The sequence below is a fragment of the uncultured Amaricoccus sp. genome (assembly GCF_937891315.1).
Classification (GTDB): domain Bacteria; phylum Pseudomonadota; class Alphaproteobacteria; order Rhodobacterales; family Rhodobacteraceae; genus Amaricoccus.
On record NZ_CALAGI010000053.1, the window covers coordinates 1 to 24291 of the forward strand.

Sequence of the window (24291 nt, forward strand, 5' to 3'; positions counted from 1 at the left end):
CGAAGTGCGACCGCGTGCTGGCCGGACACGCCAGGACCGGGGTGGCGGTGGCCGAACTGTGCTTCAATACCGCGATGACCGGCTATCAGGAGATCATGACCGACCCGTCCTATGCCGGGCAGATCGTGACCTTCACCTTTCCGCATGTCGGCAATGTCGGCGTGAACTCCGAGGACGACGAGACCGCCGATCCCTTCGCCGCGGGCATGGTGGTCAAATGGGACCCGACCGAGCCCTCGAACTGGCGGGCGACCGGTGACCTGCCGGACTGGCTGTCGCGACGGGGCCGAATCGGCGTCGGTGGCGTCGATACCCGGCGGCTGACCCGGGCGATCCGGTTGCAGGGCGCGCCGCATGTGGCGATTGCGCACGATCCCGATGGCCATTTCGATCTCGATGCGCTGCGGGCGAAAGCGCGCGCCTTTCCGGGCCTGAAGGGCATGGATCTGGCGCGGGATGTCACTTGCGCCCAGAGCTATCGCTGGGACGAAATGCGCTGGGCCTGGCCCGCGGGCTATGTCCGGCGCGAGCGGCCGGGGCGGCGGGTGGTCGCGATCGACTACGGTGCCAAGCGCAACATCCTGCGCTGCCTCGCGAGCGCCGGCTGCGACGTCACCGTGCTGCCGGCGACCGCGACGGCCGAGGATGTGTTCGCGCATGATCCCGAGGGACTGTTCCTGTCGAACGGGCCCGGCGATCCGGCCGCGACCGGCGAATACGCCGTGCCGATGATCCGCGAGGTGCTGGAGCGGTCCGACATGCCGATCTTCGGCATCTGCCTCGGCCATCAGATGCTGGCCCTCGCGGTCGGCGCGCGGACGATCAAGATGAACCACGGCCATCACGGGGCGAACCATCCGGTGAAGGAACTGGCCACCGGCAAGGTCGAGATCACCTCGATGAACCATGGCTTCACCGTGGACAGCCAGACCTTGCCGCCGGGGGTGATCGAGACGCATGTCTCGCTGTTCGACGGATCGAACTGCGGCATCGCGCTCGCCGACCGGCCGGTCTTCTCGGTGCAGCACCATCCGGAGGCCAGTCCGGGACCACAGGACAGCTTCTACCTCTTCGAAAGGTTTGTCGGCTCGATGCGCGACGGCGCGAGGCGCGAGAGTCAAGACTGACGAGACATTAATGGTTACATTTCAATAACCTTAAACTTTTCTTAAACTGAACGTACAAAGCTCGCATCAGTTGTATGCGAGTTTTTCATGGCCCGTGTTCTGCCATTCGTTCCCACCGTTTTCGCGAAGGCGGCGATTCCACGCCCCCAACGCGCCCTACTCGGCGATGTCCTCGTCAAAGCCGGGGCGCTCGACGCCCGGCGCCTCGCCCAGGCGCTGGAACAGCAGCGCGCGCAGGACCAGCGGCTCGGTCATATCCTCGTGGTCAACGGTGCGATCTCGGCCGAGGATCTCGGCGCGGCGCTGTCGCATCAGTCGGGGCTCGGGCGGATCGACCTCGCGGCGAGCCCGGTCGACAGCGCGCTGCTCGCCGATCTCGATCCCTACCGTTGCCTCGAACTCGAAGCCGTGCCGTGGCGCCAGATCGGCGGCGCCCGGGTGGTGGCGATCAGCAATCCCGACAGCGCCACCGCCGCCGAGGCGCTATGCGGGGCCGGCGCCGAGAACGTCGCCTTTGCCATCGCCTCGCCCGACGACATCCGGCGCGCGATCAGCGATGGTTTCAGGCGGCGGCTGCGCGACGACGCCCGCGATCGCTGCCCCGAGAGCCTCAGCTGCCGCGGCTGGGGACAGGCGAGCCGGCGCTGGCGGCTGCTCGGCGCGGGCTGCGTCGCGCTACTCGGCATCGCCTGTGCGCCGCTGCTCGCGCTTCAGGCGCTGATGGCCTGGATCCTGCTCGCCAACGCGATGACCATGGGCCTGCGACTCGTCGCCTTGTTCGCGCGGGTCAAGTCGGGGCGCCGCGTCATCGCCGGCGACGCGGCGCGGCTCGCGGACTACAAGAAGCTGCCCTGCGTCTCGATCCTGGTGCCGCTCCTGCGCGAGGAGAAAGTGGCGCAGAAGCTGATGGAGGGGCTCGCGGCGCTCGACTATCCCGCCGCGCTGCTCGACATCAAGCTGGTGCTCGAGGAGCATGACACCGTCACCCGCGCCGCGATCGAGCGGATGGGTCTGCCGGCGAATATGGAGATCATCAGTGTGCCGGCGGACGGGCTGCGCACCAAGCCGCGCGCGATGAACTATGCCCTGCCCTTCTGCCGGGGCGAGATCGTCGGGGTCTACGACGCCGAGGATCGCCCCGAAGCCTCGCAGATCCGTATGGTGGTCGAGCGGCTGCGCGACGCGCCGCCGGACGTCGCCTGCGTTCAGGGTTACCTCGATTTCTACAATTCCGACCGCAACTGGCTCGCTCGCTGCTTCACCCTGGAATATGCGATCTGGTTCCGGGTGATCCTGATGGGGGTGCAGCGGCTGCGCCTGCCGATCCCGCTCGGCGGCACGACGGTCTTTTTCCGGCGCCGGGTGCTGGACCAGATCGGCGGATGGGACGCGCATAACGTCACCGAGGATGCCGATCTCGGCATGCGCCTGGCGCGGTTCGGCTATCGTTGCGAAATGATCCCGACCACGACGCTGGAGGAGGCGAATTTCCGCGCCATGCCCTGGATCAAGCAGCGGTCGCGCTGGCTGAAGGGCTATGCGATCACCTGGGCCACGCATATGCGCGATCCCCGCCAGCTGTTGCGCGATCTCGGGGTGCGCGGCTTTGTCGGCTTTCAGGTGCTGTTTCTCGGGGCGCTGACCTCCTATCTGTCGCTGCCGCTGTTCTGGCTGCTCTGGGCGGGGACGGCGGGTTTTGATTTCGCCTTCTGGGAGACCTTTCCGGACGGGCTGCGCCGCGCCTTCTTCGCCTCAATGCTGCTCGGGCAGGCGGTGATGCTGACGATCGCCTTCATCGCGGCGCGGGATTCGGGACGGCGCGGGCTCTGGCCCTGGATGTTCGCCTTGCCCTTCTACTGGCCGATGGGCGCGGTCGCGGCCTATCGCGCGATCGCCGAGATCTTCTACGCGCCCTTCTACTGGCACAAGACCGAGCATGGGATCGCCACCCGCGAAGACGGGGACCGCGAAAGCGGGCACCGCGACCCGGCCACCTGACGCCCGTTCAACGCTCGGCCTCGATCTTCAGCCGGGTCTCGAAGGCCCGGCTGATATGCTGGCGGATGGCGGCGTCCGCCGCTTGACCGTCGCGGGCCTCGATCGCCCGCACGATCGCCTCGTGCTCCTCCACCGCCAGGACGCCGCGACCTTCGGCGGCGAGCGAGGTGGTCGCGATCAGCGCCATCGTGCGATGCACCATGTCGAGTTGTTGAACCAGATAGCGATTGTGGCTCGCCATGTGGATCTGGCGGTGAAAGCGCTTGTTTGCCCGGGCGAGCAGGTCCGGCCGGCCGACGAGGTCGCCGTCCTTGCGCACCATGTCCCAGAGCACGCGAACCTCCTCGGGCGCCGCGTGCTGGGCGGCGAGCCGCGCCGCGAGCCCTTCCAGCTCGGCCCGCACGACATAGAGCTCGCCCAGCTGATCGTGGTCGAGGCTCGATACGACGAGGCTGCGGCCGTCCCGCGCCAGCACGCCCTGGGTCTCCAGCCGCTGCAGCGCCTCTCGGATCGGCGTGCGCGACACGCCGAAACGCTCGGCGAGCTCGGATTCCACCAGCCGGTCGCCAGGCCGGAAATCGCCCTGATCGATGGCTTCGAGAACGAGATAGAAGGCGTCCTTCTGGTTCAGCGTGCTGGCGGCCATCGACATCTTCCAAGGGGCGGCTCGCCGCGACCCTAGCCCGCGCCGGGCCTGGAATCGAGGGGTGCCGCGCGCGCCATTTCTGGTCGCGAGCGCGCCGGGCCTGCCCGACTTGCCGGCGTCGGCCCGCGACGGTAGATTGCCGCCATGCCGCGCACCGCTTTCGCCCATGTCGAGACCTGGGTCTTCGACCTCGACAACACGCTTTATCCGCCCGAGATCCGGTTGTTCGACCAGATCGAGGCGCGGATGACCGCCTATGTGATGCGGGTGCTCGGCGTCGAGCGCGACCATGCCAATACGCTGCGCCAGGATTATTGGCGCAACCACGGCACAACGCTCGCCGGGCTGATGCGCGAGCACGGGCTCGAGCCCGAACCCTATCTGGCGGAGGTGCATGACATCGACCTCTCCATGGTGCCCGAGGCGCCGGAGCTTCGCGCCGCGATCGGCCGGCTGCCAGGGCGGCGGGTGGTCTATACCAACGGCTCGCGCGAGCATGCGCGGCGGGTGACGCGGGCGCTCGGGCTCGAAGGCGCCTTCGACGCGCTCTACGGCTTCGAGGACGCCGGCCATGTGCCGAAGCCCCACGCCGCCGCCTTCGCCGCCGTCTTCACGCTCGACGGGCTGGATGGACGGCGCGCCGCGATGTTCGAGGACGATCCGCGCAATCTCGCGGTGCCGCACGGACTAGGCATGCGCACAGTGCTCGTCGGCGACGCCGAGAACGCGCCGCATGTCCAATACCGGACCGACGACCTCGTCGGGTTCCTCGGGCGGATCGGCGGCTGAGGATGGAGCGGATCGAGACCGATATCCTGATCGCCGGTGGCGGCGTCGCGGGCCTCGGCGCCGCGGCCGCGCTCGCCGCGCGGGGCTTCGACGTGACCTGTGTCGATCCGGTGCCGCCGGTGACGAGCGCCGAGGCGGAAGGCTCCGACCTGCGCTCCACCGCCTTCCTCGGTCCCGCCGTCGCGCTCCTGACCGCCGCCGGGCTTTGGCAACGGCTGGCACCGCATGCCGCGCCGCTGCGGCTGATGCGGATCGCGGACGCCGGCGGCGCCGAGATGGCGATCCGCGAGACGGCGGATTTCACGCCGGAGGAAGTCGGGGCGGAGGTGTTCGGCTGGAACCTGCCCAACTGGCTGCTGCGGCGCGAGATGGTGGCGCATATCGCCGAGTTGCCGAACGCGCGGCTGATCGCGCCGGCCGCGGTGGCGCAGGTGACGCCGCGCGCGCGCGAGGCGCTGGCGCGACTGTCGGACGGGCGGATGGCGCGGGCGACGTTGGTGATCGCCGCCGACGGCCGCGACAGCGGCCTGCGCGCGGCGGCCGGGATCGGCGTCCGGCGCTGGGGCTATGGCCAGAAGGCGCTGGTCTTCACCGTCACCCACGGCCTTCCGCACGACGGGATCTCGACCGAGATCCACCGGACGGGCGGGCCCTTCACGCTGGTGCCCCTGCCCGACCGCGACGGAACGCACCGTTCGGCCGTGGTCTGGATGGAGACGGGGCCGAAGGCGGCCGATCTGGCGGCGCTGGGGTCGCAGGCGTTCGACGCGGCGCTGAACGCGCGGGCCTGCGGCGCGCTGGGCGAGTTGCGGCTTGAAGGCCCGCGCCGGCTCTGGCCGATCGTCAGCCAGGTGGCGGACCGACTCGACGGGCCGCGGCTGGCGCTCGTCGCCGAGGCCGCGCATGTGATCCCGCCGATCGGGGCGCAGGGGCTGAACATGAGCCTCGCCGATATCGGCGCGCTGACCGATCTCGCCGCCGAGGCGCGCGACGCGGGCCACGATTTCGGCGGGCCGGAGATGCTCGGCCGCTACCATCGCGCGCGGCACGCCGAAGTCGCGGCGCGCGTGCTGGCGGTGGACGCGCTGAACCGCGCCGCGATGGCCGAGCCGATGATGCTGCGCGATCTGCGCCGCGCGGGGCTGCGGCTCCTGAGCGGCGCGCCGCCGCTTCGGCGAGCTGCGATGCGGCTGGGGCTCGGCGCGTCGATGGCGGACCAGATCGGAAGCCGATCCGGCGGAGCCGGCTCGTCCACTCCAGAGTCTTGATTTAGCGCAATATCTTAACCACCAGACGATTCCATCTGGTTGGATATTGCTCTAGATCGGCGGGCCGGCGGCTTTTTCCTCCGACAGCATCACGTTCGATTCGACAGCGCCGACGCCGGGCAGCGTCATGACGCGGCGGCGCAGGATGCGCTCGAAATCGGCGAGGTCGCGAGCCACGACCTTCAGCCGGTAGTCGTAGACGCCAAGGACATGCTGGACCAGCTGCACCTCGGGGATCGCCTGGACCGCGCGCTCGAAGGCCTCGAGATCGAGCCGGCCGCGAGCGGCGAGCTTGACCCCGAGAAACACCACCACCGCGAAGCCGAGCTTCTCGCGATCGAGCACCAGCCGCCGGCCGCGGATCACCCCCGCCTCCTCCAGCCGGCGGACGCGGCGCCAGGCGGCGGGCTGACTGAGGCCGACGGCGAGGCCGACGTCCTTGGCGCTCAGCCCGCCGTCGGCGATCAGCGCGCGCAGGATGGCGCGGTCGGTATCGTCGAGATCCATCACAACGGCAGTCGATCGGAATTCTTGAGCTCCGAGACCAGCATCAGCGCGTCGATCTCGGCGATATGCGGCAGGGCGAGGATGCGCTCGCGATAGATCTGGCGATAATGCGCGAGGTCGCGGGCGACGACATCCATGCGGATATCGACGCGGCCGAGCAGCGTCTCGATGGCGATCACCTCGGGCAGCGCGCGGGCGGCGGCGAGGAAGGCGTCGAAGGCATGGGTCGCCGTCTTGTCGAGCGTGACGCGCAGGAACACCCGAACCTCGTAGCCAAGGGCGCGCAGATCGATGTCGATCCGGCGCCCGAGGATGACGCCCGCCCGCTCCAGCCGCTCGACCCGGCGGGCGCAAGGGCCAGGCGAGAGGCCGCAGCGTGACGCAAGCTCGGACACCGGCAGGTCGGGATCGTCCTGCAGGAGCCGGAGGACGCGGCGGTCAGTGTCGTCGAGGCTTTGCATGGATCTTGCGATTATCGCATCATCCACGCATTAAAAAGGCGAAATGTTGCGAATATCACTACTTCGTAACGATGGCGCGCCGTGTCTCCGTCCGTATGCTCCGCCAACCAAAACGGAGGGGAAAACCCAATGCGGGTCTATTACGATCGTGATTGCGACATTAACCTGATCAAGGACAAGAAGGTCGCCATCGTCGGCTATGGCAGCCAGGGCCACGCCCATGCGCTGAACCTGCGGGATTCCGGCGTCAGGAACGTCGCCGTCGCACTGCGCGAGGGCTCGCCGTCGGCGAAGAAGGCCGAGGCCGAGGGGCTGGAGGTCAAGGGCATCGCCGAGGCGGCGGCCTGGGCCGACGTCATCATGATGACCATGCCCGACGAGCTGCAGGCCGAAACCTACAGGAAATACATCCACGACAACCTGCGCGAAGGCGCGGCGATCGCCTTCGCCCATGGCCTCAACATCCACTTCGGCCTGATCGAGCCGAAGAAGGGCGTCGATGTCATCATGATGGCGCCGAAGGGCCCGGGCCACACGGTGCGCGGCGAATTCGTCAAGGGCGGCGGCGTGCCCTGCCTCGTCGCGGTCGAGAACGACGCCTCCGGCAACGCCATGGAGATCGCCAAGAGCTACTGCTCGGGCATCGGCGGCGGCCGGTCGGGCATCATCGAGACCAACTTCCGCCAGGAATGCGAGACCGACCTGTTCGGCGAGCAGGCGGTGCTCTGCGGCGGCCTCGTCGAACTGATCCGCATGGGATTCGAGACCCTGGTCGAGGCCGGATACGAGCCGGAAATGGCGTATTTCGAATGCCTGCACGAGGTGAAGCTGATCGTGGACCTGATCTACGAAGGCGGCATCGCCAACATGAACTACTCGATCTCGAACACGGCGGAATACGGCGAATACGTCTCCGGCCCGCGCATCCTGCCCTATGACGAGACCAAGGCGCGGATGAAGGCGGTGCTGCGCGACATCCAGACCGGCAAGTTCGTTCGCGACTTCATGCAGGAGAACGCGGTCGGCCAGCCGTTCTTCAAGGCGACCCGGCGGCTCAACGACGAGCACCAGATCGAGAAGATCGGCGAGAAGCTGCGCGGCATGATGCCCTGGATCAGCGCCGGCAAGATGGTGGACAAGAGCCGGAACTGATCCGGGCGCCCTTCCGCGTTCCGCGGCGGCGAAATCGGTCGCGACCGCCCCACCCGGGACGGTCGCGCAAGCCGCGGGACGCCGGCGAGTCGCGCCGTCGCCTCGCACGCGCTGGAGCAATATCCAACCGGACGGAATCGTTCGGTGATTGAGATACCGCGGAAAATCAAAATGCCGGAGCGGGCGAGCCGGCTCGGGCTCCGCTCTGGAAAGGTGCCATGGTGACCTTGGAGGACCTCAGGGCGATGGTTCTGGCGCTGCCGGACACGGTGGAGAGCACCTCCTGGGACGCCATCTCCTTCAAGGTGAACGGCAAGGTCATCCTCTATTGGCGCCCCGCGCTTGATTGCGCGATCTTCAAGGTGCCGATCGAGGAGCGGGACTTCCTGATCGAAGTCGATCCCGAGACGTTCTTCACCACCGACCATCACCGCCCGCACGGTCTGGTTCTCGCCCGGCCGGAGCGGCTGGACCCGGGCTGGGCACGGGCGAATATCGAGCGGGTGTGGCGGGCCCAGGCGAAGAAATCCACCCTGAAGGCCTATGAAACCTCGCGGGGTGGATGAGCTGGCGCGGGCCCTCGCCGCGGTTTTGGAACCGGCTCGACCGGCACCTGACCGACGAGGAGGAACGGGTGGCGCCGGTGATCCCGTCGCACCCCGGCGCCGGGCTTGACCGAGGCCGGCGCATCCTCCTCCGAAATCCCGCACCATTGACCATCGACATCCCGACGGTGAGGGGCTAGAGAGCGCGGCGACCCCGCATCGAGAACCCGGCATGCAGAACATCATCCTGACCATCCACCTGATCCTGGCGCTGGCGCTGATCGTGGTGGTGCTGCTGCAACGCTCGGAGGGCGGCGGCCTCGGGATCGGCGGCGGCGGTGGCGGCGGCATCATGACCGGGCGCGGCGCCGCGACCGCGCTCGCCAAGACCACCTGGCTGCTCGGCACGGCCTTCGTCATCACCAGCATCACGCTGACCATCCTCGCCGCGCGTGACGGGGGCGGCGGATCCGTGCTCGACCGCCTGGGAATCGACGCGCCGCTCGGCGATACCGAACTGCCCGGCATCGACACGCTCGCCCCTGCGCCCGCGCCGGCCCCCGCGACCAGTGGCGACGGTCCCGCGACTCCACCGCCGGCGCAGTGACATCCGGCAACTTCTGGCGGCAACTTCTGGTTGCCATTGACCGGTGAGCTACAGGATATAGCGCGGATGGCCTTGCCGCCCGCGCAAAGTTCCCGTATAGATTGAATCCCGTGAAGCCTCGGCTTTCAGTGACTCAGAATTGAACCAAGGCGCGGGGACAGCACGGCATGGCGCGTTACGTTTTCATCACCGGCGGCGTGGTTTCATCGCTCGGCAAGGGTCTGGCTTCGGCCGCGCTCGGCGCACTGCTGCAGGCGCGAGGCTACTCGGTGCGGCTGCGCAAGCTCGATCCGTATCTCAATGTCGACCCCGGGACCATGTCGCCTTTCGAGCATGGCGAGGTCTTCGTCACCGACGACGGCGCCGAGACCGACCTCGACCTCGGCCATTACGAGCGTTTCACCGGCGTCGCGGCGCGGCGCACGGATTCGGTCTCGGCCGGGCGGATCTATTCCAACGTGCTGGAGAAGGAACGCCGCGGCGACTACCTCGGCAAGACCATCCAGGTGATCCCGCACGTCACCAACGAGATCAAGGCCTTCCTCGACATCGGCGCCGACGAGGTCGATTTCATGCTCTGCGAGATCGGCGGCACGGTCGGCGATATCGAGGGCCTGCCGTTCTTCGAGGCGATCCGCCAGTACGGCCAGGACAAGCCGCGGGGGATGTGCATCTACATGCATCTCACCCTGCTGCCCTTCATCGCGGCCAGCGGCGAGCTCAAGACCAAGCCGACCCAGCATTCGGTCAAGGAATTGCGCGCCATCGGCATCGCGCCCGACGTGCTGGTCTGCCGCTCCGAGATGCCGATCCCGCAGAAGGAACGCGACAAGCTGGCGCTGTTCTGCAACGTCCGGCCGGAGGCGGTGATCGCGGCGCAGGATCTGAAGTCGATCTACGAGGCGCCGCTCGCCTACCACGCGGAAGGGCTGGACCAGGCGGTACTCGATGCCTTCGGCATCTCGCCGGCGCCGAAGCCCAATCTCGCCAAATGGGAGGACGTGGTCGACCGGATCCACAATCCCGAAGGCACGGTGAAGATCGGCATCGTCGGCAAGTACACCCAGCTCGAGGATGCCTACAAATCGATCGCCGAGGCGCTGACCCATGGCGGGATCGCCAATCGGGTGCGGGTCGAGACCCAGTGGCTCGACAGCGAACTCTTCGAGAAGGACGAGGAGATCGCACCGCTGCTCGAAGGCTACCACGCGATCCTGGTGCCGGGCGGCTTCGGCGTGCGCGGCACCGAGGGGATGGTCCACGCCGCCCGTTTCGCCCGCCACCGCAAGGTGCCCTATCTCGGCATCTGCCTCGGCATGCAGATGGCGGTGATCGAGGCCTCGCGCGACCTGCTCGGCCTTGTCAACGCCGGGTCGGAGGAATTCGACCACGAGGCCGGGGCCCGACGCTTCACCCCGGTGATCTATCACCTCAAGGAATGGGTCGAGGGCAATCGCACGATCCAGCGTCAGGTCACCGACGACAAGGGCGGCACCATGCGCCTCGGCGCCTATGACGCGGTGCTGGCCGGCGGCAGTCAGGTCGCGGACATCTACGGCGGCACCACGATCTCGGAGCGGCACCGGCATCGCTACGAAGTCAATCTCGCCTATCGCGACAAGCTCGAGGGCTGCGGGTTGCGCTTTTCGGGCCTGTCGCCGGACGGACGGCTACCGGAGATCGTCGAGATTCCGGGACATCCCTGGTATATCGGTGTGCAGTTTCACCCCGAATTGAAGTCGAAACCCTTCGCGCCGCATCCCCTGTTCGCCGATTTCATTCGGGCGGCGCTGGAACAATCGCGGCTGGTCTGATAAGCGAGGAACGACGCTCCCGCATCCATTGTGGCGCGCAAGGCATTGTTCAGAGGCGACATAGTGGCGAGGTCGGAATGATCGCGGAACTGATCCGGCGGCTGACCGTGCCGACCGACATGTCGCCGCTGTCGCACACCGACAGCCGCCTCGCCTACGCCGCGCTGATGGTGCGGCTGGCGCGCAGCGACGATCAGTATAGCGACCGCGAGCGGGCCCGGATCGACGCGCTTCTCGGCGAGCACTTTGGCCTGCCAACCGCCGCCGCCCAGGCGCTGCGCCATGAGGCCGAGGTCACGGAGGAAGCGGCGCCGGACACGGTGCAGTTCACCCGCCTGATCAAGCAGGCCGTGCCCTACGACGAGCGCGCGGCGGTGATCGAGGCGCTCTGGCGCCTCGCCACCGCCGATGGGATCGACGCCGACGAGCGCGCCTTCCTGCGCCTCGTCGCGAATCTGCTCGGCGTCTCCGACAAGGACAGCGGTCTTGCCCGCCAGCGCGCCGAGCGCGACCGCTAGGGGCGCCCGGAGACTGATCTTCCCAACCTGCCGCCCGACGGCGTGAACGCCGCGGGCACGGCGAAATCGGTCTTGCTCAACAGTTCCTTAGCTCACCCGCTCCACCCTCTGCTTCACCCCGACACCTGGGCGCCGCTCCGCCGTTTTGCGCGGAAAACGGCCATCACTCGTAATGCGATGGACGCCGTGTGGACATTCGGGACGAGTTCACCCTTTCTCGGGGAGGGATCAACGGGGTTGAGGGACGGGATGCGGGAAATGGGAGGGCTGGTCAGAGCCATATTGCCGAAATCACTGCTACTCGGGATTCGGGCGCGCCGTGAAATTCGGGATGGAGAACCGGCGCTGCGGCTGCTTCCGGCACTGCTCGGGGACGGTGGAACCTTCGTCGATATTGGCGGCAACCTCGGGCTTTACTCCTCTCATGCCTGCCGCTACGCGAGCGATGTCCATATCTTCGAGCCCAATCCCGACCTGTCGGAAAAGTTGCGGAGCGCCTTCGGCGACCGCGCGCGCGTCCATGAGATCGCGCTATCCGATCAGGCGGGGCGGGTGACGTTTCGTATCCCCCGACGCAATCGCCGCGATCTGCACCGGCGTGGCAGCATCGAGCCCTGCGACGCGGCGGAATTCGACGAGGTGCGGACGCTGGAGGTCAACCGCCGGCCGCTCGACGATTTCGCCTTCCCCGAGATCGCGGCGATCAAGATCGATGTCGCGGGACACGAACTCTCGGTGCTGCGCGGCGCCGAGGGCACGCTGTCGCGGCTTAGCCCGGCGATCATTGTCGAGGTCGAGGAATTTCGCCAGCCCGGCCGCTTCGCGCGGATCCGGGGCTTTCTGCGCGACCGCGGGTACGACGGCTTTCAGGTGCTGCGCGACGAATTGCGCCCCCTTGGCGCGCTCGCACCCGAGCGGGATCCGCGGCGCATGACCAACTTCCTCTTCGCCCATCCGCGGCGGAAGTACGGTCTGGCCGCGGGATCGTAGGGCGGACATCCGCGGATCCGGACCCTGCCCGGACCGAAGGGTCAGAAATCCAGGCTGATCTGGCGGGTGACGCCGAGCATGACGCCGAACTGGTCAGCGGATCCACGTTCGGTGATCGGTGAGCCGGCGGCCTCGCCGACGAGGCGGTCGTAGGTCGCCGCCGCCTGCAGGCCCCAGCGCGAGGTGAAGGCATATTCGGCGTTGAGCACCACCCCGACCGAGGCGAGGCCGCCGGTCGGATCGTAGGGTGCCATGCCGGACGCGACCGACTCCTCGCCGGTCACGCCGAAATAGGTCGACATGAAGCGCTGATCACCGAACTGCAAGCGTGGTCCCATATTCAGGATCAGCGAGTCGCTCGGGCGGCTGATCGCATCGGCGCCAAGTGTTCCGGTCCAGGAATTGTAGCCGAGCACCGCGTAGCGCACGCTGCCGAAGGCCCGCCAGGATTCCTGCTCGTAGCCCGCGCCGAAGCCGAGTTCGAGCGCGCGATCGACATTCTCGAGCCCTTGGATTTCCTTGTAGCTCGACGAAGTGCGGGGACGGATGTAGCGAGCGGAGCCGACCAGTCCGAAGCCTTGGGTGAAGCCCACCGAGCGGGTCGAACCGAATTCAAGCCCGCCGGGGAGCCGGAGAAAGTCGACCCGCAAATCCACGGCCGGGCCGAATCGCCGGTCCGTCGCGCCGAAATAGGCAGGCTTGTTCCGGACACCGAGCATGATGGTGCCGATGAAATCGCGGCCGTCCACCTCGGCGACCTCGGGCTTCGACTTCGACTCCTCCTCCTCCTGCGCCGCCGCGGGAGAGGCCCCGAGTGGTCCCGCGCAGAGCAGCGCCGCCGCGAGGAGCGCGAAGGATCGAAGGGGAGCGGACATGCGTTGCCTGACGTCAACGGCGATGGGGTCGAGCCTATGCCGGTTGTGGTTAATTGTCTGTTTAGAGATCGCCCCCGCGATGGCAACCCTCGCCGTGCGCCGCGCGATCACGGTGGCGAAATTTCGTAATATCGTCACGGAGTTCCGCCGCGCATGCCCCGGTCACGCCTGTGCGATCAGCACATCGCGCACCGCGCCGAGATCGACATCGCGGGCGACGAAGGCCGCCCCGACGCCGCGGGTGAGGACGAAGACCAGCTTGCCGTCGCGCACCTTCTTGTCCTGGCCCATCAACCCGATCAGCGCGTCCGCGCCCGGCAGATCGCCGGAAATATCGCACAGCCGGTGACGCATGCCCATGGCGGCGAAATGCCTTGCGACCCGCGTCGGCGCCTCGGGCGGGCAGAGGTTCAGCGCAGCGCTGAGCTCGAAGGCGAGCTGGCATCCGATCGACACCGCCTCGCCATGCAGAAGCCGGTCGGAATAACCGGTCGCCGCCTCCAGCGCATGGCCGAAGGTATGGCCGAGATTGAGCAGCGCGCGGTCGCCCTGCTCGGTCTCGTCGCGGACCACGATCTCGGCCTTCATCTCGCATGAACGGCGGACGGCGTGGAGCCGCGCCTCCGCGTCGCCGGCCGCGAGCCGCGGGCCGTTCTGTTCGAGCCAGGCGAAGAATGCCGCGTCGCCAAGCAGACCATATTTCGCGACCTCCGCGTAGCCGGCGAGCAGGTCGCGCTCCGGCAGGCTGTCGAGCAGCGCGGTGTCGGCGAGCACGAGGCGCGGCTGGTGAAAGGCGCCGACCAGATTCTTGCCAAGCGGCGAATTGATGCCGGTCTTGCCGCCAACCGAACTGTCGACCTGCGCGAGCAGCGTGGTCGGGATCTGCACGAAGCCGACGCCGCGGCGGAGGATGGCGGCCGCGAAGCCGGCGAGATCGCCGATCACCCCGCCACCGAAGGCGATGACCATGTCGTCGCGCGCGACCTCGCGCGCGATCAGCCATTCGACGCAACGCTCCAGCCCCTGCCAGCCCTTGGTGCCCTCGCCCGGAGCGAGCTCCAGCGCGGCGGCGTCGATCCCGGCCGCGCCGAGCGAGGCGGTCAGGCTCGGAAGATGCAGCGCGGCGACCCGGCTCTCGGTGACGATCGCGACCCGCGGCCGGCGCAGGAGCGGCGCGATCTCGGCACCGGCGCGCGCGAGCAGGCCGGCGCCGACGCGGATGTCATAGGCGCGCGAGCCCAAGGGGACGGCGACAGTCTCGCCGGCGGTGGTCAGGGTCATCGCGCCTCCAGCGTCGGTTGCCGGCCCGCTTGCGTGGCGTCCCAGGCGTGGACGGCCTCGACGATCGCGCGGGCCATGGCTTCGTGGCTGGCGCCGCGCTGGCTGTCAACGACCACGTCGGCCGACGCATAGATCGGATAGCGCCGGTCGAGCAGGTCGGACAGCACCGCGCGCGGATCCGGCGCCTGCAGGAGCGGGCGGCCGGGGCGGTCCCGCACCCGATCCCAGAGCAGCGCGAGGTCGGCGCGCAGCCAGACCGACGTGCCATGGACCGCGATCTCCTCCCGGGTGCGTGGCTCGAGGAAGGCGCCGCCGCCGGTGGCGAGCACGCCCGGCCGCTCGGCCAGCAGGCGGGAGATCACCCGCCGCTCGCCGTCGCGAAACGCCGCTTCGCCGAGACGGGCGAAGATCTCCGGCACTGTCATGCCGGCGGCGCGTTCGATCTCGGCGTCGGAATCGGTGAAATCGACCTCCAGCAGCTGCGCGAGGCGCTTGCCGACGCTGGTCTTGCCGGCGCCCATCAGTCCTACGAGGACCAGTGTCCGGGTCAGACGCGGCGCGCAGGTCACGGGCAGGGGTGCGGGTCGCTCGATCATGCCAATTGCTGCGCCGGTCCGGGCAAGGTATGGTCGTGATCGGGCGATCACGGCTTGGGCACGTGATTGAACAGCACAAGACACGGCGGTCAAGCCGGCACGGACAAGAGCAGGGCGATATGCGAATTTTGATGAGGGCTGTCCTTTTTCTCGTTGTAGTGGCCGGCGTCGGCCTCGTGGGCTATGCGATCTTTTCGGATCTGCCGGCCCCGACCCGGGAAGTCGTGCTGCCGATCGAGGCGAAGTGACGCGAGACGGCGCGCGGGCCGGCGCCCTCCTGCTCGGGCTGGCGCTCTGCGCTCAGCCGCTGGCGGCGGCCGAGCCGCGCAGTGCGATCCCGTGGCTGTCGGAGAGCATCGTGCTGATCGCGGCGCCGCCGCCGGCGCGGGGTGGCGCGACGCCGCCCGCCGCCGGCGACCCCGACGCGATTACCGTGACGCCGCTCGGTGAGGTCAGCCGCGACGCGGTCGGGCTGCTCGCCCCCGCCGCTACCGGATTCGCGCGCAACCTCTGGGGCCCGGCGACCGCGCCCGAGGTGCGCGACCTGATCCTCGAGGACGGCGGCGCAGGCGTGCCGGAAGCGATCGCGCTCTTCAAGCGGCTGATGCTGGCCGAGGCGGATCCGCCCGAGGGGTCGGACGCCGGCTCGACGGTGCTTGTCGCGCGCGTCGACCGCCTGTTGGAGATGGGCGCGCTCGACGAGGCAAATGCGATGATCGGGGTGGCCGGACCGGATTCGGCCGAGCTCTACCGCCGCTGGTTCGACATCGGCCTGCTGCTCGACCAGGCAAAGCCGCCATGCCAGGCGCTGCGCGAGAATCCGACGCTGTCCCCTACCCTGCCCGCCCGGGTCTTCTGCCTCGCACGGGGCGGCGACTGGAGCGCGGCCGAGATCACGCTGACGCTCGGCAAGGGAGTCGGCTCGATCACGCCGGAGCAGGAGCGGCTGCTCGCGCGCTTCCTCGACCCGGATCTCTTCGAGGGCGAGGAGGATCCGCCGGTGCCCGATCCGCTGACGCCGCTCGACTTCCTGCTGCGCGAGGCGGTCGGGCTGCCGCGGCCGCCGGGCGCGCTGCCGCTCGCCTTCCTGCGCGGCGATCTCGGCGAGCATGTGCCGATGCGAACGCGGGTCGAGGCGGCGGAGCGGCTGTGGCTGTCCGGCGCGCTCGACCATGGCGAGCTCTTCGCCGCCTACCGCTCCGGAGCGCCGGCGGCGTCGGGCGGCGTCTGGGACCGGGCCAAGGCCGCGCAGGATCTCGACACGGCGCTTGGGACGGGCGCCGACATCGGGCCGGCGCTGGCGGCGGCCGACGCCGCCTTCTCGGCCAGGGGCTTGCGCGTGGCGCTCGCGCGGGAATACGGCGGGCGGCTCGCCGCGCTCCCCCCGACCGCCGGGACGCGCGAGACGCTGGTCGAACTCCTGCTCCTCGCGGGTGACATCCGCGCGGCCCGCTCCGCGGCGGGACCGCGGCCGGAGGCGCGAACCGCGGCGCTGCTCGCCATCGCCGGCGACGGGGCCTTGCCGGCGAGCGCCGATGATGACCGCCTGCGCGCGGCGATCGAGGGGCTGCGCATCCGGACGCCGTCGGACGAGCGCGAACAGCGCCTCGCGACCGACGTGGCGGAGGGGCGGCAGGGCGAGGCGGTTCTCGCCGCGCTCGAACTCGTCACCCAGGGCGCGGCGGTCGATCCGCCGGCGCTGCGCGCCGCGCTCTTCACGCTGCGCGAGGCCGGACAGGCGCCGGCCGCGCGGGCGATCGCGCTGCAGACCCTGCTGCCGGGCGACGCGGGTTGAGCGCGCCCGCCGCGAGCTGGCTGCCGCGGTTTCTGGAGGCGATCCAGGCCGAGCGCGACGCCGCGCGCAACACTATCCTGTCCTATTCCCGCGATCTCAACGATTTCTCCGGGTTTCTTGGCGAGTTGGCGCAGGATTTCACCACCGCCGGCCGGGCGGAGATCGAAGCCTATCTCGTCGATCAGCACGACCGGGGTATGGCGCAGGCGACGCGCGCGCGGCGGCTATCCGCGATCCGCCAGCTCTATCGCTTCGCCTTCCTCGAAGGCTGGCGGACCGACGATCCCGGCGCGCTCATCAAGGGACCGAAGCGCGTCCGCGCCTTGCCCGGCACACTGACCGAGGAGGAGGTCGACCGCTTGCTCGGCGCCGCCGAGAGTTTCGCCGCGAACGAGGCGGAACGGCGGCGCGACAGCTGTCTTCTGCAGTTACTCTATGCCACCGGCCTGCGGGTCAGCGAACTCGTCTCGCTGCCAGCGGCGGCGGTCCGCGGCGACCCGCGGATGATCCTGGTGCGCGGCAAGGGCGGGCGCGAGCGGATGGTGCCGCTCAGCGCCCCGGCGCGCGACGCCCTGGTGCTGTGGCTCGCCGCGCGCGACGCGGCCGAAGCGGCGGCGGCGCGGGCCGGCAAGCCGCGCTCGACCTTCCTCTTTCCCGCGCGTGGCCGGCGCGGTCACATGACGCGGGAGCGCTTCTTTCTCCTGATCAAGGATCTCGCCCGGGGCGCCGGCCTCGACGCCGCCAAGGTCTCGCCTCACACTTTGCGCCACGCCTTCGCGACGCATCTGCTAGCGCATGGCGCGGATTTGCGCGTCATCCAGACGCTGCTCGGCCATGCCAGCATCGCGACGACCGAGATCTATACCCATGTGCTCGATGCCCGCCTGCGCGAGCTGGTGCTGTCAAAGCACCCGCTCGCCGACGAAAACACCCTGCTGGAGGAAAAGGCGCCCTGACGCCGCGCGCCGGTGTCAGGCGCGGGCGGCGCGCATGCGGCCCGCCGCGAGCAGGCCGCCGAGGCCGGCGCAGAGCAAAAGGCCGGTCGCCGGCAACGGGATCGGCGCGACCTGGGCGACGGTCAGGTCGTCGATGCCGAAACCGTCGTTGACGTTGCTGGTCATCGTCACCGTCGCCTGATCGACGAAGCCGTCCAGCAGGATGCGCACGAGGTTGATCGCGCCGTTCGCCTGCCGCGCGATGTGCGTCGTCGCCTCGGTGCCGCCAGCGGCGACCGTGACGGTGAAGTCGGTGCCGCGAATGTCGCCGACGTCGGTCAGGAAATAGCTCATCCGGTCGAACTTGCCAAAGCCGCTGTCGGCGTCGACGGTCCAGACCATCTGCTTCAGGTCGTTGCTGTCGAGCCAGTTCTTGCCGCCCGCGCTCATGTTCTGGCGGCCCCATTTCGCGGTGAAATCGGCCGCGCTGCTCAGCTCGGTATCTCGCACCTGCAGCCCCTCGCCACCGTTGATCGCGGTGCGGCCGCCGCCCGGCTCCGGGCTGACGCCATTGATCTTCCCCGCGCTGGTCTGGACCGCGTTCTCCGTGCCGTGCCGGCCATCCCAGCTCGGGAAGCTCTCGAAATCCTCGGCCTTGCGCCAGGCGGCCCCGGCCACGTGCGCCTCGTAGGCCGACCGCGCGGCGTCGGCCGCGTCGAGATCGAAGCTGTCGAAGGCGATCGAAACGGTCGCCGCGGCGGAGGGAAGCGCCCCGGCGAGAGTGACGCCAAGGGCGCCGAGCGCGACGATTGAAACGCGGAACATGACCTATCTCCTGCTGCTCGTTGAGCGAGCATATACATCAGGAGGAGTATTGGTGCAACTTTAATCAACCTAAGGAAGATCTGCCCGGCGAGAACCGCGCCCCGGTGCTGCGATCATGTGAAAGCCTGGCCGCTCGGCCGCGTGCCCTACCGCGACCTGAAGAGCCCGCCGAGGATGCCACGCACCAGGCGCTGCCCCTCGCGCGTGCTCAGCTGTTTCACCACGCCGCGCGCCAGATCGGCGCCGAGCGAGGACTGGCGCGCCGACGCGGGGGCATGACCCGCCGGCTCGTAACGCCGGCCGATGCCGGGGGCGGCGGCGGACTTGCCGCCCTGCGCCGCCTTCAGCATTTCCTCCGCCATCGCCGCTTCCTTCGCCTGCTTGTCGGCGCGGCCAGACAGGATCTCGGCGGCCGATTCCCGATCGACGGCGGTTTCGTATTTGCCCGCGACCGGCGAGGCGGCGAGGGTCTCTGCGCGCTCGGCCGCGGTGATCGGGCCGAGGCGCGATTCCGGCGGGCGGATCAGCGTTCGGCTGACCATCGCGGGAACGCCCTTCTCTTCAAGCAGCGAGACCACCGCCTCACCGGTGCCGACCTCGCGGATCGCGGTCTCGGTGTCGAAATCCGGATTCGGGCGGAAGGTCTGGGCCGCGGCCTTCAGCGCCTTGGCGTCGCGTGGGGTGAAGGCGCGCAGCGCGTGCTGGACCCGGTTGCCGAGTTGGCCCAGCACCTCGGCCGGAACGTCGTCCGGGTTCTGGGTGATGAAGAACACGCCGACGCCCTTGGAGCGGATCAGCCGCACCACCTGCGCCACCTTGTCGACCAGCGCCTTCGGCGCGTCGCCGAACAGCAGATGCGCCTCGTCAAAGAAGAAGACCATCACCGGCTTGTCCGGATCGCCGACCTCGGGAAGTTCCTCGAACAGCTCGGACAGCAGCCAGAGCAGGAATATCGCATAGAGCCGGGGCGCCTGGATCAGCTTGTCGGCCATCAGAATATTGACCCGACCCATGCCGCCATCGACCGCCATCAGATCCTTGAGATCGAGCCGCGGCTCGCCCATGAAGCCGGCCGCGCCCTGGTTCTCGAGCACCAGCAGCGCGCGCTGGATCGCGCCGAGCGAGGCGATGGCGATATTGCCGTAGGTCCGGCCGACCTCGGCGGCATTGTCGCCGAGCCAGACCAGCATCGCCTGCAGGTCCTTCAGATCGAGCAGCGCCAACCCCTGCTCGTCGGCCACGCGGAAGGCGATGTTGAGCACGCCTTCCTGCGCCTCGGTCAGTTCCATTATCCGAGCGAGGAGCAGCGGTCCCATCTCGCTGATCGTGGCGCGAACCGGGTGACCCTCCTTGCCGAAAAGATCCCAGATCACCACCGGATAGGCGCGATAGGCGAAGTCGGCCATGCCGACCTGGGCCGCCCGCTTGCGCAAGCTCTCGTCCATCTTGCCGGTGGGATCGCCCGGCCGCGACAGGCCGGAAACGTCGCCCTTCACATCCTGGACGAAGACCGGAACACCGGCGGCGGACAAGCCCTCGACCAGCACCTGAAGGGTGACAGTCTTGCCGGTGCCGGTGGCGCCGGTGATCAGCCCGTGACGGTTGGCATAGCGCAGGAGAAGCTCGCGCGGCTCGGCATAGTCCTTGCCACCGCCTCCGACCAGGATCGTGCCCTCGCCCATGTTTGGTCCTCGGTGAAAGCGTTGATTTCGAACCGGATATTAATGGTTGTCCTTCAGAGTGCAATGCGTCCCGGAGGTCTTCGGATCGTCGGGCGCACGACTTCCTCCCTGTTGGACTGGCCGCGGAGCTTGCTCCGCGGCCTTTTTTATTTACCGTTTAGGTTACCGCGTGTTGCGCGGCGTACTTGACCGTTTTTCTTATCCGCGCTAGCCTCGATGCCAGAGTGATCGGCCAGTCCGATTTTCGGCCAGTCCGACAGGGAAAGCGCGCAAGCGGGGAAAGGGGTGCCGAAAGGCGCCCTTTTCACCTTCAAGGCGCTCCCGACCGGCGAAACCGCCACACGCTCGATTGACCTCCGCGCCGTTGACAGGCCGAGCGACTAGTGACAAGCCCCGGCGGACGCAATCAAAGGGGAATGCGAGCAGAAAATGCAGTTTGATCGTCTTCGTGTGATCCTCGCCGCGACCATGGGCCTCGGCCTCGCCGCGGCCGCGTTCGCCCAGGAAGCCCCGGCGCCCGCCGCGACCCCGGAAGCCGCCCCTGAAACCGCTCCCGCGACCCCGGCCACCGAGGCGCCCGCGACACCGTCCGCCACCGCGGCGGAGCCCGGCGCGGCCGCGCCCACCGACGGCAACCCGGCCGCGCCGGAGGTGACGGAGTTCGTGCGCGACACGTTCGGCGACTGGCAGGTACGCTGCTTCACCCAGACCGACGAATGTTTCATGTATCAACTGGCGGTCGATACCGGCAAGAACCCGGTGGCCGAGGTGAGTGTCCTGAAACTGCCGGCGGGCGGCGAGGCGGCGGCCGGCATGACCGTGGTGAGCCCGCTCGGCACGCTGCTCACCTCCGGCGTCGTGGTCCAGGTCGATACCGACGAGGCGCGCCAGTATCCGTTCAACTGGTGCAGCCAAGCGGGTTGCTTCTCGCGCTTCGGTCTGACCGGACAGTCGATCACCTCGATGAAGCGCGGCAAGGCCGGGAAGATGACGCTGATCTCGGTCGCCGCGCCGCAAAACCCGATCTCGCTCAACCTGTCGCTGACCGGCTTCACAGACGCCTTCGACTCGCTGAAGACTCCTCCCGGTCGCACCGCGCCGCCCGCCCCGGCGCCGACGCTTGCCCCGAAGACCCTGCCGTCGCTCGCGCCCCGGAACTGATCGCTTTCCCGGATCGCGCCCAGCGTGATCCGGGATTTGGCCGTCGACTGACTATTGTCGTCTGGCTATCTCCGCCGCCTCACTCGAAGGCGCGCAAGACCAGCACCGCGTTCAGCCCGCCGAACGCGAAGGCGTTTGACATCACCGCGCCGACCCGCCGCTCGCGCGCGACGTTCGGCACCACGTCGAGATCGCATTCGGGATCCGGCGTGTCATGATTGATCGTCGGCGCGATCACCCCCTCGCGCAGCGCCATGACGCAGGCGAGCAGTTCGACCGCGCCGGTTCCGCCGATCAGATGTCCGTGCATCGATTTGGTCGAGGAAATCATCAGCGCGTCCGCCGCCGTACCGAAGACCTCCCGCACGGCGGCGCATTCGGTGCGGTCGTTCGCCGTGGTGCCGGTGCCATGGGCGTTGATGTAGCCGATGGCCTCCGGTGTCAGCCCCGCGTCGCGCAGCGCGCCGCGCATCGCCCGGACCGCGCCCATCTTGTTCGGCGTCACGATGTCGGACGCGTCGGACGTCATGGCAAAGCCCGAAATCTCGGCCAGAATCTCAGCGCCCCGCGCACGCGCATGCTCGTATTCCTCGAAGACGAAGACCGCCGCGCCCTCGCCCTGTACCATGCCGTTGCGGTTGAGCGAAAACGGGCGGCAGCCGTCCTTCGACATCACCCGAAGCCCCTCCCAGGCCTTGATGCCGCCGAAGCAGAGCATGCTCTCGCTTCCCCCGGTCAGCACCACGTCCGCCTGGCCGGCCCGGATCAGGTTCAACGCCTGTCCCATCGCATGGTTCGACGAGGCGCAGGCGGTCGCCACGGTATAGGTCGGCCCCTGAAGGTCGTGCGCCATGGAGACATGGCTGGCGGCGGCGTTGTTCATCAATCGCGGCACCACGAAGGGATGCACCCGATTCTTGCCCTCCTGATAGACCAGCCGGTAGTTCTCGTCCTGGGTCTGAAGCCCGCCGCCCGACGTGCCGAGCACCACCCCCGACCGCTCGGACAGTTCCTCGGTGATCTCGAGCCCCGATTGCGCCATCGCCTCGCGCGCGGCGAGCAGGGCGAACTGGGTGAAGGGATCATAGAGCACCAGCTCCTGCCGGCCGAAATGCTCCTCCGGCGCATAGCCCCGGATCTGGCCGCCGATGGCGATCGACAGCCGGTCCACGTCCTGGAACTCCAGAGGCCCGATGCCCGAGCGCCCCTCGCGCATCGCCGCCATGATTTCCGGCGCGCCGCGCCCGAGCGCGCAGATCGCGCCCTGACCAGTCAGGACAACGCGTCGCATCGTCACCGCTAGTGCTTGGTTGCGATCAGTTTCTCGACCGCGTCGACGATGCTGGCGACGCTGCTGACATCGAAGTCGGACTCCCGCGGCTCGTTCGCATTGAACGGAACCTGGATGTCGAAGGCCTCCTCGATCGAGAAGATCGTCTCGACCAGCCCGAGGGAATCGATGCCGAGTTCCTCCAGCGTCGCCTCCATCCGGACGGCGCCGGGCTCGATCAGGGACTGTTCGGCAAGGATCGCGACGACCTTGTCCCTGACGGAGTCTTTGACGTTTCCGGACATGCTGCCCTCCGCGATCAATCCGAGGGAAGCTCTAATCGCTCCCACCCGGATTGGAAACCGATTTCTGCGCCGAATCCAGCTTGGCAAGCAGCCGCGGTAACCGCCGCAGCGCCTTGAACATGCCGATGAACTCGTCGCGCCGCACCCCGGGATAACCCATCATGATCCGGCCGTCCGGCACATGGCCCGAGACCGCGGCGTTGCCCGTGATGATGACATTCGAGCCCAGAACCGCGTGGTCGGCGATCGAGGCGCGCCCGCCGAGCACCGAGCGGTCGCCGATCACCGCCGAGCCGGCGATCCCGGTATGGCCGCAGAGCAGGCAGCCCTTTCCCACCCGCACGTTGTGGCCGACCATCACCAGATTGTCGATCTTGGTGCCATCGCCGATCAACGTGTCGGCGATGGTGCCGCGGTCGATACAGGCATTCGCACCGATCTCGACATCGTCGCCGATCATCACCGCGCCGAGCGAATTGATCCGCACATAGGCGGCGCGCTCGCGCGGGGTGATGTTGCCGGTGGCGCGCGCCTCGTCCACCACGCCGGGCGTCGGGCTGACATAGGAAAAGCCGTCGCCACCGATCACCGCGCCGGGCTGGGCGATGAAGCCATCGCCGATCCGCACCCGCGCGCCGATCCAGACCCGCGCCTGGATGAGGGCGCCGGTTCCGATCACCACGTCCTCGGCGATCACCACATGGCTGAAGATCCGCGCGCCGGCGCCGATCCGGACATTCGCACCGATGACGACGAAGGGGCCGATGCGCGCATCCTCGCCGATCTCGGCGGTCGCGTCGATCACGGCGCTCGGATGGATGCCGGGGGCGAGGCGTGGCGGCGTGTCGAAGGCGCGCGTGACACCGGCGAGGACATAGCGCGGCCGGGGCGCGATAATCGCCGCCTCGAGTCCGAAGCCGCGCCAGTCGGCCCCCTCCCACAGGATCGCCGCCCGCGCCTTGCCGACCTTGAGCCCCTCGGCGAAGGCCGGGGCCATGGCGAGGGCGATCTGATCAGGCCGCGCCACCGCCGGCTCCGCCGCGCCGGAGACGCCGAGATCGAGCGCGCCCTCGGCCTCGGCCCCCAGCGCCTCGGCCAGTTCCGCGACGGTGATCATCCCCTGCCCTCCCGCGAGATTTCCGCC

The 24291-nt window shown here is 68.7% G+C and carries 24 protein-coding genes; 13 read left to right on the forward strand and 11 right to left on the reverse strand.

The features are described from left to right. The first annotated feature begins 14 nt into the window (after positions 1-14). On the forward strand, positions 15-1127 hold the full coding sequence (carA, locus tag Q0480_RS04550) for a glutamine-hydrolyzing carbamoyl-phosphate synthase small subunit (protein WP_299131191.1): 1113 nt from the start codon (positions 15-17) through the stop codon (positions 1125-1127). Between the two features lie 87 nt (positions 1128-1214). Next, positions 1215-3125, forward strand: a complete 1911-nt coding sequence (locus Q0480_RS04555; RefSeq protein ID WP_299131132.1) for a glycosyltransferase — start codon at positions 1215-1217, stop codon at positions 3123-3125. A 7-nt stretch (positions 3126-3132) separates the two neighbouring features. Here Q0480_RS04555 and Q0480_RS04560 read toward each other — a convergent pair whose 3' ends face one another. Further along, positions 3133-3771 (reverse strand): GntR family transcriptional regulator, encoded by a 639-nt coding sequence (locus Q0480_RS04560; RefSeq protein ID WP_299131134.1) that lies wholly within the window; start codon positions 3769-3771, stop codon positions 3133-3135. 144 nt (positions 3772-3915) lie between these two features. On the opposite strand from Q0480_RS04560, the gene Q0480_RS04565 reads away from it, so the two are divergent. Both Q0480_RS04565 and Q0480_RS04570 read left to right on the forward strand, forming a co-directional pair. Beyond that, on the forward strand, positions 3916-4560 hold the full coding sequence (locus Q0480_RS04565; RefSeq protein ID WP_299131136.1) for a pyrimidine 5'-nucleotidase: 645 nt from the start codon (positions 3916-3918) through the stop codon (positions 4558-4560). Between the two features lie 2 nt (positions 4561-4562). Further along, a complete protein-coding gene (locus Q0480_RS04570; protein WP_299131138.1) occupies positions 4563-5828 on the forward strand; it encodes an FAD-dependent monooxygenase in 1266 nt (421 codons plus the stop codon). 51 nt (positions 5829-5879) lie between these two features. Here the strand turns inward: Q0480_RS04570 and Q0480_RS04575 are convergent, their stop codons facing one another. Next, the gene (locus tag Q0480_RS04575; protein ID WP_299131140.1) at positions 5880-6338 is read right to left on the reverse strand and encodes an Lrp/AsnC family transcriptional regulator; all 459 of its coding nucleotides are present in this window, start codon (positions 6336-6338) and stop codon (positions 5880-5882) included. Next, the gene (locus tag Q0480_RS04580) at positions 6335-6796 is read right to left on the reverse strand and encodes an Lrp/AsnC family transcriptional regulator (RefSeq protein ID WP_299131142.1); all 462 of its coding nucleotides are present in this window, start codon (positions 6794-6796) and stop codon (positions 6335-6337) included. Before Q0480_RS04580 ends, Q0480_RS04575 begins: the two co-directional genes overlap by 4 nt. Before the next feature lie 129 nt (positions 6797-6925). On the opposite strand from Q0480_RS04580, the gene ilvC reads away from it, so the two are divergent. The 6 genes from ilvC (at position 6926) to Q0480_RS04610 (ending at position 12422) form a co-directional block, all read left to right on the forward strand. Further along, positions 6926-7948, forward strand: coding sequence for a ketol-acid reductoisomerase (ilvC, locus tag Q0480_RS04585; protein WP_299131144.1), 1023 nt, complete (start codon positions 6926-6928; stop codon positions 7946-7948). 218 nt (positions 7949-8166) lie between these two features. Beyond that, on the forward strand, positions 8167-8514 hold the full coding sequence (locus Q0480_RS04590) for an MmcQ/YjbR family DNA-binding protein (RefSeq protein ID WP_299131147.1): 348 nt from the start codon (positions 8167-8169) through the stop codon (positions 8512-8514). Between the two features lie 211 nt (positions 8515-8725). Further along, entirely contained in the window at positions 8726-9100 is a 375-nt protein-coding gene (secG, locus tag Q0480_RS04595; RefSeq protein ID WP_299131148.1) for a preprotein translocase subunit SecG, read from the forward strand. 167 nt (positions 9101-9267) lie between these two features. Beyond that, positions 9268-10914 carry a CTP synthase gene (locus Q0480_RS04600; RefSeq protein WP_299131149.1) on the forward strand — a complete coding sequence of 549 codons (1647 nt, stop codon included), beginning with the start codon at positions 9268-9270 and terminating at the stop codon, positions 10912-10914. A 77-nt stretch (positions 10915-10991) separates the two neighbouring features. Further along, positions 10992-11432, forward strand: a complete 441-nt coding sequence (locus Q0480_RS04605) for a TerB family tellurite resistance protein (protein WP_299131150.1) — start codon at positions 10992-10994, stop codon at positions 11430-11432. Between the two features lie 42 nt (positions 11433-11474). Beyond that, positions 11475-12422, forward strand: a complete 948-nt coding sequence (locus Q0480_RS04610) for an FkbM family methyltransferase (RefSeq protein ID WP_299131151.1) — start codon at positions 11475-11477, stop codon at positions 12420-12422. A gap of 41 nt (positions 12423-12463) precedes the next feature. Here the strand turns inward: Q0480_RS04610 and Q0480_RS04615 are convergent, their stop codons facing one another. The 3 genes from Q0480_RS04615 to Q0480_RS04625 form a co-directional block, all read right to left on the reverse strand. Then, complete coding sequence (locus Q0480_RS04615) at positions 12464-13297, reverse strand: MipA/OmpV family protein (protein WP_299131152.1); 834 nt, start codon at positions 13295-13297, stop codon at positions 12464-12466. A gap of 162 nt (positions 13298-13459) precedes the next feature. Continuing rightward, the gene (aroB, locus tag Q0480_RS04620) at positions 13460-14578 is read right to left on the reverse strand and encodes a 3-dehydroquinate synthase (RefSeq protein ID WP_299131153.1); all 1119 of its coding nucleotides are present in this window, start codon (positions 14576-14578) and stop codon (positions 13460-13462) included. Then, positions 14575-15174, reverse strand: coding sequence for a shikimate kinase (locus Q0480_RS04625; RefSeq protein WP_299131154.1), 600 nt, complete (start codon positions 15172-15174; stop codon positions 14575-14577). The genes aroB and Q0480_RS04625 overlap by 4 nt, the downstream gene beginning before the upstream one ends. Before the next feature lie 244 nt (positions 15175-15418). Here Q0480_RS04625 and Q0480_RS04630 point away from each other — a divergent pair, with 244 nt between their 5' ends. Then, positions 15419-16969 (forward strand): hypothetical protein, encoded by a 1551-nt coding sequence (locus Q0480_RS04630; protein ID WP_299131155.1) that lies wholly within the window; start codon positions 15419-15421, stop codon positions 16967-16969. Next, positions 16966-17925, forward strand: a complete 960-nt coding sequence (locus Q0480_RS04635; protein WP_299131156.1) for a site-specific tyrosine recombinase XerD — start codon at positions 16966-16968, stop codon at positions 17923-17925. Before Q0480_RS04630 ends, Q0480_RS04635 begins: the two co-directional genes overlap by 4 nt. Before the next feature lie 15 nt (positions 17926-17940). On the opposite strand, the gene Q0480_RS04640 is transcribed toward Q0480_RS04635, so the two are convergent. Next, positions 17941-18729, reverse strand: a complete 789-nt coding sequence (locus tag Q0480_RS04640) for a hypothetical protein (RefSeq protein WP_299131157.1) — start codon at positions 18727-18729, stop codon at positions 17941-17943. Positions 18730-18875: 146 nt separating this feature from the next. After that, positions 18876-20411 (reverse strand): helicase HerA-like domain-containing protein, encoded by a 1536-nt coding sequence (locus Q0480_RS04645; RefSeq protein ID WP_299131158.1) that lies wholly within the window; start codon positions 20409-20411, stop codon positions 18876-18878. A gap of 429 nt (positions 20412-20840) precedes the next feature. Here Q0480_RS04645 and Q0480_RS04650 point away from each other — a divergent pair, with 429 nt between their 5' ends. Continuing rightward, positions 20841-21572: an invasion associated locus B family protein gene (locus Q0480_RS04650; RefSeq protein WP_299131159.1), complete on the forward strand. Its 732-nt coding sequence runs from the start codon at positions 20841-20843 to the stop codon at positions 21570-21572. 79 nt (positions 21573-21651) lie between these two features. Here Q0480_RS04650 and Q0480_RS04655 read toward each other — a convergent pair whose 3' ends face one another. The 3 genes from Q0480_RS04655 to lpxD are packed head-to-tail and all read right to left on the reverse strand — an operon-like array spanning position 21652 to position 24264. Then, complete coding sequence (locus Q0480_RS04655; protein WP_299131160.1) at positions 21652-22863, reverse strand: beta-ketoacyl synthase; 1212 nt, start codon at positions 22861-22863, stop codon at positions 21652-21654. Between the two features lie 8 nt (positions 22864-22871). Continuing rightward, positions 22872-23147 carry an acyl carrier protein gene (locus Q0480_RS04660; RefSeq protein ID WP_299131161.1) on the reverse strand — a complete coding sequence of 92 codons (276 nt, stop codon included), beginning with the start codon at positions 23145-23147 and terminating at the stop codon, positions 22872-22874. 31 nt (positions 23148-23178) lie between these two features. Next, a complete protein-coding gene (gene lpxD / locus Q0480_RS04665; protein ID WP_299131163.1) occupies positions 23179-24264 on the reverse strand; it encodes a UDP-3-O-(3-hydroxymyristoyl)glucosamine N-acyltransferase in 1086 nt (361 codons plus the stop codon). Between the last annotated feature and the right edge of the window lie 27 nt (positions 24265-24291).